The 12,297-nt window shown below is 50.1% G+C and carries 13 protein-coding genes and 1 other annotated feature; of the genes, 4 read left to right on the top strand and 9 right to left on the bottom strand.

The genetic code is table 11. The annotated features are described in order from the left end of the window. Positions 1-4 precede the first annotated feature (4 nt). The 4 genes from ACN4EK_RS22955 to thrB all read right to left on the bottom strand — a co-directional run bounded on the left by ACN4EK_RS22955 (position 5) and on the right by thrB (position 4,651). A complete protein-coding gene (locus ACN4EK_RS22955; protein WP_431660636.1) occupies positions 5-1,111 on the bottom strand; it encodes a DUF5357 family protein in 1,107 nt (368 codons plus the stop codon). Positions 1,112-1,122: 11 nt separating this feature from the next. Then, on the bottom strand, positions 1,123-1,680 hold the full coding sequence (fraC, locus tag ACN4EK_RS22950) for a filament integrity protein FraC (RefSeq protein WP_431660635.1): 558 nt from the start codon (positions 1,678-1,680) through the stop codon (positions 1,123-1,125). A gap of 75 nt (positions 1,681-1,755) precedes the next feature. Further along, entirely contained in the window at positions 1,756-3,639 is a 1,884-nt protein-coding gene (locus tag ACN4EK_RS22945; protein ID WP_431660634.1) for an ArsA family ATPase, read from the bottom strand. A gap of 76 nt (positions 3,640-3,715) precedes the next feature. Then, positions 3,716-4,651 carry a homoserine kinase gene (thrB, locus tag ACN4EK_RS22940; RefSeq protein WP_431660633.1) on the bottom strand — a complete coding sequence of 312 codons (936 nt, stop codon included), beginning with the start codon at positions 4,649-4,651 and terminating at the stop codon, positions 3,716-3,718. Between the two features lie 333 nt (positions 4,652-4,984). On the opposite strand from thrB, the gene ACN4EK_RS22935 reads away from it, so the two are divergent. Together ACN4EK_RS22935 and ACN4EK_RS22930 are read left to right on the top strand one after the other, a co-directional pair. Beyond that, a complete protein-coding gene (locus tag ACN4EK_RS22935) occupies positions 4,985-6,385 on the top strand; it encodes a hypothetical protein (protein WP_431660632.1) in 1,401 nt (466 codons plus the stop codon). Positions 6,386-6,390: 5 nt separating this feature from the next. After that, complete coding sequence (locus ACN4EK_RS22930; protein WP_431660631.1) at positions 6,391-6,801, top strand: hypothetical protein; 411 nt, start codon at positions 6,391-6,393, stop codon at positions 6,799-6,801. A 67-nt stretch (positions 6,802-6,868) separates the two neighbouring features. Here ACN4EK_RS22930 and ACN4EK_RS22925 read toward each other — a convergent pair whose 3' ends face one another. Together ACN4EK_RS22925 and ACN4EK_RS22920 are read right to left on the bottom strand one after the other, a co-directional pair. After that, on the bottom strand, positions 6,869-7,096 hold the full coding sequence (locus ACN4EK_RS22925; protein ID WP_431660630.1) for a hypothetical protein: 228 nt from the start codon (positions 7,094-7,096) through the stop codon (positions 6,869-6,871). Between the two features lie 164 nt (positions 7,097-7,260). Beyond that, positions 7,261-7,461, bottom strand: coding sequence for a hypothetical protein (locus ACN4EK_RS22920; RefSeq protein WP_431660629.1), 201 nt, complete (start codon positions 7,459-7,461; stop codon positions 7,261-7,263). 562 nt (positions 7,462-8,023) lie between these two features. Between ACN4EK_RS22920 and ACN4EK_RS22915 the strand changes: the two genes are divergently transcribed. Together ACN4EK_RS22915 and ACN4EK_RS22910 are read left to right on the top strand one after the other, a co-directional pair. Then, positions 8,024-8,863: an Npun_R2479 family HD domain-containing metalloprotein gene (locus ACN4EK_RS22915; protein ID WP_431660628.1), complete on the top strand. Its 840-nt coding sequence runs from the start codon at positions 8,024-8,026 to the stop codon at positions 8,861-8,863. Positions 8,864-8,964: 101 nt separating this feature from the next. After that, the gene (locus tag ACN4EK_RS22910; RefSeq protein WP_431660627.1) at positions 8,965-10,101 is read left to right on the top strand and encodes an ABC transporter permease; all 1,137 of its coding nucleotides are present in this window, start codon (positions 8,965-8,967) and stop codon (positions 10,099-10,101) included. 85 nt (positions 10,102-10,186) lie between these two features. Here ACN4EK_RS22910 and rplL read toward each other — a convergent pair whose 3' ends face one another. The 3 genes from rplL to rplA form a co-directional block, all read right to left on the bottom strand. Next, positions 10,187-10,579 (bottom strand): 50S ribosomal protein L7/L12, encoded by a 393-nt coding sequence (gene rplL / locus ACN4EK_RS22905; protein WP_431660626.1) that lies wholly within the window; start codon positions 10,577-10,579, stop codon positions 10,187-10,189. Positions 10,580-10,712: 133 nt separating this feature from the next. After that, on the bottom strand, positions 10,713-11,246 hold the full coding sequence (gene rplJ, locus ACN4EK_RS22900; RefSeq protein ID WP_431660625.1) for a 50S ribosomal protein L10: 534 nt from the start codon (positions 11,244-11,246) through the stop codon (positions 10,713-10,715). A 56-nt stretch (positions 11,247-11,302) separates the two neighbouring features. Continuing rightward, positions 11,303-11,453, bottom strand: a sequence feature (ribosomal protein L10 leader region). An 83-nt stretch (positions 11,454-11,536) separates the two neighbouring features. Continuing rightward, entirely contained in the window at positions 11,537-12,247 is a 711-nt protein-coding gene (gene rplA / locus ACN4EK_RS22895; protein ID WP_431660624.1) for a 50S ribosomal protein L1, read from the bottom strand. Positions 12,248-12,297 lie beyond the last annotated feature (50 nt).

Raw genomic sequence — 12,297 nt, 5'->3', positions numbered from 1 at the left:
GATTTTACTGCGTTGGTTCGGGAATTCCAGCGATCGGTCCTTCGATCGTGCCACATTGCACCTCAACTCCGGGTGACGTTTGTTTGGCTTGAACCACTGGTTGGCGTTGGCTGATGGCACAGGTTTTGGAGAAGTAGTAGCCGTTCGCTTCGGCAGTGGGGCCCTGCCAGACTAACAGGAATTGCACCGCATACTCTCGCCCGGGTAAGACTCGACCTTCCAGTCGCCAGAGGGAGTTTTCGGGAAACCCAGGAATTTGATTCATCACAGAGGTTTGCAGCGCACTCACTTGTTGGTTGAAATCGAGCAACCACCGTTCGACCTGCGACCAGGATTTGGTGGCTAATTCTGTTTCTAAGAGTGGCTCGACCTGATTAAGAATTTCGATGCCCCGCGATCGCGGACGAGTTTGGGGATTCAGTTGTACCACAAAGGCACTATTACTCATATCATCGGCCCGCAGGGTAGGGTATTGGGTTAACCAAACCTGGGTGGAAAAACAAAGTTGAATCCAACAACTGAGGACTAAATTAAACAGAAATAAAATACTCAGTTCCAGACGATCAGGTGGGGCGGGAACTTTGAACTCTGAACCGGATTTAATAAATTTTGGTAGCCCAGCGATCGTAGCTGAAATGATCGGCCAGACAACAAAGGCAATTTGAGGAATTTGATTAGGTGTAGCAAATAGAAATAAACAGATAATTGCTCCTGTAAGCCAGGGAGCGATAAAGATTCGATTAATTGTCAATACTTTTTTGATCTTGTCACCATGCAGGAACCAATGAAAGCCGGGAATCAAAAATAACCAGCCGATCGATGCCACAATGACTTGATAATATCCCTCTAATAACAGTGAGGTAATCCAGGAAAAAATACTAATCCAAATTAAGCTTTGCCAGGAATCAGCTTTAGTTGGAATGACCGCTTTAGCAAGGGGATCAAATACTTCTTTTAACCCAAATAATGTCAGTAGAGGAAAGCGAATGCCAAATTTGAAGATAACTGAAAAAGCAAATAAAACAATCAGGGTAAATAGGACAATACGCCAGGGAAATGTACCCAGGATACCGATGATATTTGTCAGAAAGCGGTTTAAGACATCAATCATTAGCTCGGTGATTATCCAGAAATACGCTGACTTTGCTCAACCCAGCGAATGAGCAGTAGTAATAAAATCGCGCTGAAGCTAGCCGCATTCGCAATCAAAAGAGTATGGGCTTTGGTATTAGCCTGAAACCGAATAATTTGATCCCGTCGTCCTTGAAACCGGGCAATATGTTCGGTGGGAGGTTGAGAACTTTTGGTTTTATCGAGTAAATACTCTAATAACTCTAAACCATTCAGTTCCACTAAAAATGTGCCAATGAAAATACCTAGGCTCGTTAAGATAATAATGGGTGTGACAGCCGCAAACCAGGGATTGGGAAAGAAGCGATCGAAAAAGATGTAACTAATAAACTGACGTTGCACATCTTCCGGTAAAAACTGATTGATCTGAAAAAAAAATAGCCACCCTAGAAAGGTGGAAAAGAGATTCAGTACGGCGGCATACCGCATACTGGTCTTGTAATCCAGGTTCAGGTTCTTGAAGAAAACTAACCCCTCCAGCGCGATCGTCACCAGTAAAAATAACATCTGAAAGATGATCGCTCGTAGCGGCAGGATACTATCAAACATTGCGCTCGACTGAGGCGAATTGGTACTTACATTCTACCCAGTCTGACTCTACTGCCAGCATTTTTTAGCGATGGGTTAGAACAGTAATTCTGCTGCCAGTTGAATCCGGGCGATCGGGGGAATTGATCGGGGTAAGTTGGGGAGCCGCACGATCGTTTGGTCAGGAAAGCGATCGGGGTCAATTTCCTGGTCAGCGTCGTAGCGGTTATGCACGATATACCGTTGGCGAATGCCTAAGCGATCTAAGGACTCAGTCAGCCGTTGAGCTTCGGCAAGAATGGCGGATTGGGCTTGCACCACGCCAATGAATTCTGTATGGTGTGGATCTTTGAGGTGCTTTTGGGCTTGCATCACCCGTTGCCGTAAGGTGCGGAGCCGTCCCATCAACTCGACGCGTCCGACCACATCCTGATACTTGATCCACAGCTTAAAAATCCAGGCAAGCCAGTCTCCTAAAGCAGTGGGCATTTCCAGAAACCGCAGTAGATGCCCGGTGGGAGCCGTGTCGAGAATAATCAAATCCTGCTGGTGCGACTCCAGTAATTCCATGACGGTAATCAGGGACAACATTTCATCAATTCCTGGCAGGGCTTGCGCCACGATTTTGCGCCAGGCGACTGGGCCATAGGCAATTTGCAAGGTTGCTGCCTCATCGCTTGACTCGCCACTCATCATTTCCGCCAATTCCCATAGGTAGTCTGCCCGAAACTGCTCTAATACCCGATCGGCATCGACTTCCTGCCCAGTCAAGTTAGGGGCGATCGCGGCTGGTTCATGTCCTAAGGTCTGTCCCAGGGCATCCCCCAGGGAGTGCGCTGGATCAATGGAAATCACCTGGATGGCGCGATCGGGATGCTGTTGTGCCATATTCCAGGCGATCGCCGCCGCCACCGTGGTTTTGCCAACGCCCCCCTTACCCCCAATTAAGAGTAGGCGACGGGATTCGGTGACAAAATCACTCAAGCTGGGCAGGAGTTTGGCAGGTTGGGGCAGGTTGGGGGCGGCAATCGGTGTGAGAGTGTGAGCGGGGGTGATGTGGGCGATCAGGGCATCCAGGGCGATCTCGCCTACGGGTTCCTCGGGTTGCTCAGGGACGAGCCAAACGGGACGGGGATCTGCCAGGGTGAGAAAGTCTTGCAGGATCTGGTGTTGTTCGGCGCGGCGATCGCAATGGGCTGGGGAGGTTGAGCCGGTGGGGAGGATGTGGTTGATGAATAGACCACCACAGGGAATGGCTAGGGTATTGAGCGCATCGAGAAAGCGTTGAGTTTCCAGTAGGCTCATCGGTTCAGCGATCGCCACCACCAGGCAAGCGGTTTGCGTCTGATCCTGTAGCAGATGCCGACCATTGGCTAGATCGGCTTTCATCGTGTGCAGAAAGTCATCAGCCGCATCGGCAGTATAGCGTCCGGTAAAGGTTTGGCTGATTACCCGATGTTTTTCCTGAAACAGTTCCAGGGCAGCGAGAAACTCATCCAGGAAACCCATTAAGCCAAACAGATTCAAGGTATGCCCACTGGGAGCCATATCCACCACGATGCGATCGACCGTTTGTGCCTGAAGCAGCCGTTGGATCTCCAGAATCCCCATTAACTCATCTAATCCCGGCCAACTGAGATTCCACACAGGCGAGAGGTCTTCCGTCTGAACAAAGCTCCCCCGTTCAACCAGTTGTTCCAGCACCTCGCCATACTGGGCTTTAAAGGTTTGTAACAGGCGATCGGCATCCAGCGATCGTACCTGAAGGTTCGGCAAATCCGGCAGGGATTGAGGCTCATCACCTACCGTCATTTGCAACACATCGCCTAATGAGTGGGCTGGATCGGTGGATAACAATAGGGTAGATTGTTGCGGAAATCGATGTGCCCAATCGCGAGCTAACCCACAGGCAAGCGTCGTTTTGCCGACTCCACCCTTGCCGCTAAACATTGCCAGACGTAACCGATCGTAGTGCTGCATCGAACCCCATCTTTCAACGAACCCATCCTGATAGGAGAGTGTTCTCCCCTACCCTACTGTGCCTTCCAAGATTGCTTTAGCGCTGGGCAGCAGCGATCGTGGCTCCCGCTTGATCTAAGGTGAGAATATGCACCTCGGCATTGGTGCCCTGCTCTGTCCAGGCGCTTGCCATCGCGGATTTCACTGTGTCTGCCTGGTCGCGGCTGGTCAGTGCGAGTAATGTGGGCCCCGCACCACTAATCACCAATCCGTAAGCTCCGGCATCGACGGCCGCCTGTTCTACCGCTGCATAACCGGGGATTAAGGCCTGCCGATAGGGTTGGTGAATCCGATCTTGTAAGCCTTCCCGTAACCATTTGCCCATCCCGGCTTCTAGTCCCCGTAGGAGTAAGCCCAGATGCGCCGCATTAAAAATGGCATCGGCACGACTGTAGCTGGTAGGCAACACCCGTCTGGCTTCGGCGGTCGATAGCTCAAAGTCGGGAATGGCGACTACAGGCACAATCCCCTCATGCCAGGGAATCTGACAAATTTCCCAGTCGATATTGATCCCAGTTGCCGCTAACCGACAGCCACCCAAAAGAGCGGGGACAACATTATCGGGATGCCCTTCGATCGCCACTGCCATATTCAGAATTGCCTTTTGGGAGAGGGGTAAGCCTGCCAGGGCATTGGCTCCCACTAAGCCGCCGACGATCGCCGTCGCCGAACTGCCTAAGCCCCGCGCCAGGGGAACTCCTAACTGGATATCGATCGTCACGGCGGGGATTGGTTGACCTAGTTCCTGGTAAAACTTGGCGAAGGCTTGATAGACCAGGTTGCTGGTGTCGGTTTGGACACGATCGGCTTCTTGTCCCGTGGCAGTAATCGTGACTGGCTGGGAATTTGTGGGTTGCAGGGCAAAGGTAAACTGGTTATGCAGGGTGAGGGCGGCTCCCAGGCAGTCAAACCCCGGCCCCAGGTTGGCTGTGGTGGCAGGAACAGTAATGGTGACAGCAGTCTCGTTGGACATATTGCAAGGAAAGAACGTGAGCAGAAGGTGAAAGGTTGGGTGCGGGTGCAGTCAGCCTAAGGGCAGGTGAGGTTCAATGGTTGCTTGCTCAGAATCTGAAGATTTGCACCATAGATCACTGCACTTGATCGCAACAAACTCTAAAGTTGTAAAGAAGTCTGTGCATCGCAGTGAACTTCTGGGCATTCTGAATGCACGTAGCCTGGTAGTCTTGCTATAGCAAATCCGCAGATTTCGCTAATGGTATCAAGCCATGTTACCTCTCTGGAGCATTCTTGCTACTATTCAGAAAACTTAGTGCATCACGCTCAATGTTGGAGTGAAGCAATCATCATGGAGCTTGGACAAGATCCGGATCTGGAACGGGACTATATACGGTGTCTAGAGCAGCTTAATTGGGCGATCCAGCAGCTAGGTGGTACGGCTGATCCGGCGCAATTGTCTAAAACGGCTGAACTGATTATTCAAACGATGACGGGACCCTGGCGGTTTTTCCATACGCCAGAACATATTTTTGAAGTGGGTGGCAAAGGGGATGCGATCGAAGTCCTGGCAGCTCTATTTCATGACTTGGTGTATGTTCAGGTTGATCAAGGGGTCAGTGTCAACATCAGCCGTTATATTGCTCCCTTCGTCAAAGAAATTAATGGGCAATTGGTGATTTTACCACCGTCAGAACTACCGGACGATCGCTTGTTTGAAATGGTGACGCAGGTATTTGGCTTTGCTCCAGGGCAAAACTTAGTGCCGATGGCTGGACAAAATGAATATTTAAGTGCGCTAATTGCGGCTAAGTGTCTGGAACATGCTCTGCCAGCGCCGATGATTGTGCGGATTGCGGCGTGCATTGAGGCGACGATTCCCTTCCGACCACGCAGCGAAGCGGGGCAAACGGCTGGAGAGCGGTTGTACGATCGCCTGGTGCAGGTGAATCAACGGTTTGGGTTGGATTGGGATGGGGCAGAACTGACCGCGATCGTCAAACGGGCAGTACGGCTGGCAAATCGGGATGTGGAAAATTTTGCCTATCCTGCTTCCGCTGAGTTTCTGGATAATACCTGGAACCTGCTGCCGGAAACGAACCATGATTTAGCCAACACCAACTCTTACACGGTGTCGGGGTTCCGAATCTCGATGCAAAAAATGGAAGGCTTTATGAACTTCCTGAAGCCGGAATTGGTGTTTCAGCAATATCAGGATGAGCCAGATGATGAAACCTACCAATTATTGATTGCCCGGACTCGCAAGAATCTGGAAGTGGCTCGGTTATACCTGGGCAGTAAGTTGCTGTCGATCGCGGTGATTGAAGCATTGTCTCTACGCATTGGTAAGGACATTCCTCTAGCGACGATGATGGGTGAGTTGCCGTCGGCTCACAGTAGCTCGGTAGCGCAGTTGGAAACCTATCTGCCAAATATTCCAATGATGCTACCGCCGGAAACCCCACTAGAACAGGAGGTGATGGAGATCTTAGAGAAAGGGCGGAGTAAGTCTTCTACCTACGATGTGAAGAATTCACCGACGGCAACCTATATCATCAAGGCAGTTGGTTTTCCCGAAGCTCGCCGCTTGTTGCTCAAGGCAAAGGACTTCTTTAAAGGCAATCTGTCGGGTGAGGAGTTTCTGGCGACCTGCGATCGCACAATCGTGGAAACGATCGCCAAAGGCGTGATGCAGGTGTTGGAAAGCCGCAAGCAGGCAATGGGGCAACTGGAACTCAGTAGTCGGGTTTAGCGAGTATGGAACGGGGTCTTTTCTGGCTGCCACTGCTGGCACTGTTTATTGGGCTGGCGTGGGCAGGCTGGCATGAATACCAGAAGGTGGAAGCCTATAAGCTGTGGGCGGCTCAGTTCGATCGGGCGAAATATGATATCTATGCGGTGTTAGGGCAGAAAGGAACGGAAATTACCTGGGGCAAACCCACGCGGCAGGATCCGATCGCGGTAGAAACCTTTTCCCTACAGACCGTGAACTCAATTCAATTGCGGGTGAATGATCAGGTGGTGGATCTGGCAACGCCCCCTCGGAAAGGTCGGACGCTACTGGAGTTTGTGGAGACTGACCGCACGATCGCCGTTCCGTTTACTGATCCGGAGTTAGCAGCGAAGTGGGGACAATATTTGCAAACTTTGTTGTCAGGTAAGGATTAGTTTCATGTACCCAAGCCCTGATCATCTTGCTGAACCGCTTGAACCTATGATCCGCTGCTAACCTGATTTATCTTCCTGGGGTTTCAATGCGAACTTGAGGAATTACCAGATTGCCAATTGCATACTCATACGCCAAATACCCCAATCCACCGATCAGCGCGATCGCTAATAAGGCTCCGAGAATGCCGTCGCCTGTACCTCTGCGGGGTTTTGCCAGGGAATCTCGTTGTCCATCCCGATAGCCTTGCAGGTATTCAGGGCTATCAATAACTGTTTGCCGTTCTACCTTAGCCATAAGATTTCAACAACTTCGTGTTAGTTAAACGTAGTTTTTAAAGTAGTCTTTTTCGCCGTTGGTTGACTCTACCAATGTGCCAATTTTTGTTCTACCGAAAGATAGAAACGATGAATCGAGGCATGGAGGGTTGACTACTGATATTGTTCTGAGTTGGACTCGATCTACCATTCCAACCGCGAACCAAACCCACGCATCAACTCAAAAATCTTTTCTGGATCTAAATCCTTATACCAGGGATGGGTGCTGAGCACAGCAATACATTGCAATAAGGTTCTTTCTAGCTCAGTTTTCTCGGTTTTGTTGACCAACTCATCCAAGCTATTGACGTACATCCGTATATCCTCGATATCCACTTCACTCATACATAAAGATTAGATAGAAAATCTGTGTAAATTCTGAGGTTTTTAATCAAAAAATAATTTTGTTGCCAAGCAGCGCCGACACTTTTTCTGTCTGCCCGATAATTTTCTGATGACTCTTGTCTGGACCGGCGATCGCCCTCTAAAATCGTCTCCGGACTAACTCTCGTGACCCTGCATAAGTTAGGTGGGAATGGAGTGTGCAATCCTGCCCGGTTTTTTAGTGATGCTGGCTCCGCCTTTGGAAACGTGATGTGTTCTATCTTCCAGAGTAACTCTGAACCGTAACCGCATAAAATCCCTGAATTTACCGTCAGAGTGTGAAAGAGGAAATTAGACTGGATAAAGTTCTACAGTTTTTTGGCAAGCGTTGTTCCAGTTTCAGGGGTTCTTGATTGTTCTCAATTATCCTGATTTGCCAGCCTCGGGCTGACACCTGCTGCACTACCATCAATTGTTTGCTTCACGGTTGGATTCAGCGTTGGAGCGATCGCCTGTGCTGATCTCACCCTAATTTTTCCCTCGTCTCATGGTCTATTGCTTGTAGCGCTAGTGAGCCGCCCGCATGTTCAGTGCCACCGAACTCCTGATTAATGATTTTGTCAAAAAACTTAAGGAAGGCTACCACCGTACCTATGGCGGACTGAAGTCAGATTACGAAGACATTATTGCCTGGGTTGGTGGCATGGCGATGGAGAACATTGCCAATAGTGATGCTCTTTACCACAATGTTGAACACTCGATTTTAGTCACGCTGGTGGGTCAGGAGATTCTACGCGGTAAGCATATTCGCGAAGGGGGGGTCTCCTGCGAGGATTGGTTGCATTTCATTATTTCCTTGGTCTGTCATGACATTGGCTATGTCAAGGGTGTGTGCCGTCAAGATCAGGCGGGACAGTATGCGACGGGTCGAGAGGGCAAGATGGTGGTGTTGCCGCCAGGGTCTTCTGATGCGGCGTTGACTCCTTACCATGTCGATCGCGCCAAGCTATTTATTGAGGAACGGTTTGGCGGGCATAAATTGATCGATGTGGACACGATCAAACACAATATTGAACTGACTCGCTTTCCAGTACCGGCGGCAGAAGATCATCAAGATACGATCAACTACCCGGGCTTAATCCGAGCGTCTGATTTAATTGGTCAACTCAGTGATCCGCGTTATCTGAAAAAGATTGGCGCTCTGTACTACGAATTTGAGGAAACTGGAGTAAATAAACTCCTGGGCTATAGTCATCCTGGGGATCTGCGGAAGAACTATCCCAAGTTCTACTGGCATGGGGTGTTTCCCTATATTCAAAATGCGCTGCAATACCTGGCATTAACGCAACAAGGGAAACAAATTATTGCCAACTTGCACTCCAATGTATTCGTCGTCGAACATGAACAGTTTGAGGATGACTAGGGATTAGTGTGCCACTACTGAGGGCTGAATCTCAGTAGAGTAGGGATGGAGAAGCTATGATGATATCCTTCCCTCCATTATTCTGTTAACCCTGGATTTCCATGAACTGGTGGCAAAGACTCAAACATAACAACCTGGCGCGGTTTGGTGCCCTACTGTTGCTGATCTTCTACATTGCCGTATTTGCAGCAGAATTTGTTGCACCCTATGATCCCTATGCCTCTCAACCGGATGGGGCGTTGTTGCCACCCACGCAAATTTATTGGAATACTCCAGATGGTCGGTTTATTGGGCCCCATGTTTACCCAACGACTCAGGGACCCGTGGATCTGGAAACAGGCGATCGCACCTTGACGATCGATAATAGTCAGCCCTCCCCGATCCGGCTGTTTGTCCAGGGCGATGAATATCGGCTCTTCCAGATCAAATTGCCTTTACCGACCCAATTCTCCCTCAGCGATCCCAAGTTTGATGAAGTGGAATTATTTTCTGGAATTCCTGCTAACCTGCATTTGTTTGGTACGGTGGGGCCGGGGAAATGGAACGTGTTGGGCACCGATGAGCAAGCTCGTGATCAGTTTAGCCGTCTGGTATATGGCGGTCGCGTTAGCCTCAGCATTGGACTTGTTGGTATTGCCGTTTCTTTCCCACTAGGCATGTTGGTTGGGGGAATTTCCGGCTACTTTGGGGGCATGCTCGACAGTGTATTAATGCGGTTGGTCGAAGTGTTAATGACCATTCCCAGTATTTATCTGTTGGTAGCATTAGCGGCTGTGTTACCGCCAGGGTTAACCAGTGCCCAACGCTTTTTGTTGATTATTTTGATTACGTCCTTTATCCGTTGGGCTGGGTTAGCTCGGGTGATCCGGGGGCAGGTGCTCTCAATTAAAGAGCGAGAATTTGTCCAGGCGGCTCAGGCAATGGGGGGAAAATCGCTCTACATCATCACCCGCCATGTGCTCCCGCAGACAGCGACGTATATTGTGATTTCCGCGACATTATCCATTCCCGATTTTATTGTGGCGGAATCGGTCTTAAGTTTGATTGGTTTAGGGATTCAGCAACCCGATCCCTCTTGGGGCAATATGCTGTCCTTAGCCACAAATGCCTCAATTTTGGTACTTCAGCCCTGGTTGATCTGGCCCCCAGCCCTACTGATTATTTTGACTGTTTTGGCGTTTAACTTGTTGGGAGACGGTCTGCGGGATGCCTTAGATCCACGGAGTCTGCAACGGTAAGTGACTGGAGTTAAATAAAATCGCCATGAAAAATGGGCAGCGGGAAATCTTGGATTCCGGCTGCCCATCGTCTGTGTGAGGAAACTTACTTCACAGAAACTTTAGCACCAGCTTCTTCGAGTTGCTTCTTCGCATCTTCAGCATCAGCCTTAGCGATCCCTTCCTTAACTGGCTTGGGAGCGGCTTCCACCAGGTCTTTTGCTTCCTTCAGACCTAGACCAGTCAAGGTACGCACAACTTTCAGAACGGCAATCTTCTTGTCAGCCGGAACTTCTTCCAGAACGACATCAAATTCGGTCTTCTCTTCCACTTCTTCAGCGGGAGCCGCCGCGCCACCGGCGGGAGCCATCATCATCATGCCGCCAGCCGGAGCCGCCGCACTTACGCCAAAGGTTTCTTCAATTCCTTTAACCAGTTCAGCCGCTTCTAACAGAGTTAGACCTTTGAGCTTTTCGAGAATTTCGTCAACAGCAGCCATGTATTTACTCCTATGGTCGATTTGTTTGTGATCAGTCGGTCGGAATTGGGTGGTTAGGTGACTGCGATCGCGCCTGAGTCAGTAAGACGATGACCTGTACCTAACCTGGGCAACATCAAGCCACAGCCTGTGTTTAAGCCGCTTCCTTGTCTTTGTCGGCAACGGCTTGAATGGCGCGTGCCAGGGAAGCCGGAATCTCGTTGATGCCAACGGCCAGTTTGGTCGCCACACCATTGATGGCACCAGCCACTTGCGCCATAAGTTGTTCCTTAGACGGTAGATCGGCGATCGCCTTGACATCCGCCTCGGTTAACGTCCGACCTTCCATCACGCCGCCGCGCAGTTCCGTTTTCTTGCTGGCTTTTTGGAAGTCCTGGTATGCCTTAAGCGCACCACCAACATCATCCTTAATCAGCAGGAAAGCGGAGGAACCTTTGAGCAGATTGGTCATCGCTTCCCAGGTGGGATCGCCTTCGATCGCAATCCGCATCAGGGTATTTTTGGTCACTTTGCACTCTGCCCCTTTCGGTAGCAGACGGCGACGCAGATCGGTAATTTCAGCTACCGAAAGCCCTTTGTAGTCAATGACAACCGCAAGCTGAGATTGACTCAAACTTTCTTTGATCTCAGCGACGATCGCTTGTTTATCCTCTAGCGTTCTACCCATACGTGATTCACCTCCTTGAGTGGGTACTCTCCTGAAAATCGGCTCATTCCGGCAGCTACATCACTAAAAAACCCCGGACAGCTTGCCGGGGTGACGCGGTAAATGCCCATGCCAGCAGTTAGTCAACTGGCAACAGTGGCGGCGACAACCTCGGCAGGAGATTAAGCGTTAAGCACCTGCTGTCTTTGGTTCAGTCATTTAGTTGTAGGAATGAGTCAAACTTTTTCCTCCGAGTGAGCATTTGGGAACAGATACCCATGGGCATGTTCCCATGATCTCTATCGCAATCCTTATGCAGCATCCAATTTCAGATCGCGCAGAGCGGAGATATCAATTTCGATCGACGGTCCTTGGGTTGCCGAAACAAAAATGCTCCGCCAGTAACGACCTTTTGCCCCAGAGGGACGGTTGCGATCAATGGATTCTTGTAGCGCCTTCAGGTTCACTAGCAGATCTTCAGTCGGGAAGGAAGTTTTCCCAAACATGACATGGACAATCCCAGTTCGATCCGCCCGGAATTCCACTTTACCTGCTTTGAATTCTGCGATCGCTTGAGGTAGATCAAATGTTACAGTACCACCTTTTGGCGACGGCATCAAACCGCGCGGACCGAGTAATTTACCCAATTTAGCCACCTGTGGCATCATATCGGGGGTCGCAATCAGCAAATCGAAGTCCATCATGCCTTTCTGGATGGAGTCGATCAATTCCTCTGAACCAGCCAGGTCTGCCCCTGCGTTGGTGGCTTCCGTGACCTTTTCCCCCCGAGCGATCACTGCGACCCGGATGCTTTGACCAGTACCCTTGGGCAGTGCTACGGTAGTCCGCAATTGTTGATCGGTGTATTTGGGATCAATTCCCAGTCGAATATGGGCTTCAGCCGACTCGACAAACTTCGCCGTTGCTGTTTCTTTGAGTAATTCCAGCGCTTCTAATGGTGCATAGGAACGATCTTCTACTTTCTCCAGTAGCGATCGCATCCGCTTAGAAAGTTTTGCCATGTTTGATCTCCTGGGGTTCTAACGAGGAGTTACCTCTTCCCCGATTCAAG

It is taken from the genome of Pantanalinema rosaneae CENA516, from assembly GCF_050753385.1.
GTDB classification, from domain to species: domain Bacteria; phylum Cyanobacteriota; class Cyanobacteriia; order Leptolyngbyales; family Leptolyngbyaceae; genus Pantanalinema; species Pantanalinema rosaneae.
This window is presented reverse-complemented; position numbering and strand designations above follow the sequence as displayed.

Bases quoted from the DNA above. Each gene is read 5' to 3' on its own strand.
- ACN4EK_RS22955 (WP_431660636.1), bottom strand. From the start codon at position 1,111: ATGATTGATGTCTTAAACCGCTTTCTGACAAATATCATCGGTATCCTG.
- fraC (WP_431660635.1), bottom strand. From the start codon at position 1,680: ATGTTTGATAGTATCCTGCCGCTACGAGCGATCATCTTTCAGATGTTA.
- ACN4EK_RS22945 (WP_431660634.1), bottom strand. From the start codon at position 3,639: ATGCAGCACTACGATCGGTTACGTCTGGCAATGTTTAGCGGCAAGGGT.
- thrB (WP_431660633.1), bottom strand. From the start codon at position 4,651: ATGTCCAACGAGACTGCTGTCACCATTACTGTTCCTGCCACCACAGCC.
- ACN4EK_RS22935 (WP_431660632.1), top strand. From the start codon at position 4,985: ATGGAGCTTGGACAAGATCCGGATCTGGAACGGGACTATATACGGTGT.
- ACN4EK_RS22930 (WP_431660631.1), top strand. From the start codon at position 6,391: ATGGAACGGGGTCTTTTCTGGCTGCCACTGCTGGCACTGTTTATTGGG.
- ACN4EK_RS22925 (WP_431660630.1), bottom strand. From the start codon at position 7,096: ATGGCTAAGGTAGAACGGCAAACAGTTATTGATAGCCCTGAATACCTG.
- ACN4EK_RS22920 (WP_431660629.1), bottom strand. From the start codon at position 7,461: ATGAGTGAAGTGGATATCGAGGATATACGGATGTACGTCAATAGCTTG.
- ACN4EK_RS22915 (WP_431660628.1), top strand. From the start codon at position 8,024: ATGTTCAGTGCCACCGAACTCCTGATTAATGATTTTGTCAAAAAACTT.
- ACN4EK_RS22910 (WP_431660627.1), top strand. From the start codon at position 8,965: ATGAACTGGTGGCAAAGACTCAAACATAACAACCTGGCGCGGTTTGGT.
- rplL (WP_431660626.1), bottom strand. From the start codon at position 10,579: ATGGCTGCTGTTGACGAAATTCTCGAAAAGCTCAAAGGTCTAACTCTG.
- rplJ (WP_431660625.1), bottom strand. From the start codon at position 11,246: ATGGGTAGAACGCTAGAGGATAAACAAGCGATCGTCGCTGAGATCAAA.
- rplA (WP_431660624.1), bottom strand. From the start codon at position 12,247: ATGGCAAAACTTTCTAAGCGGATGCGATCGCTACTGGAGAAAGTAGAA.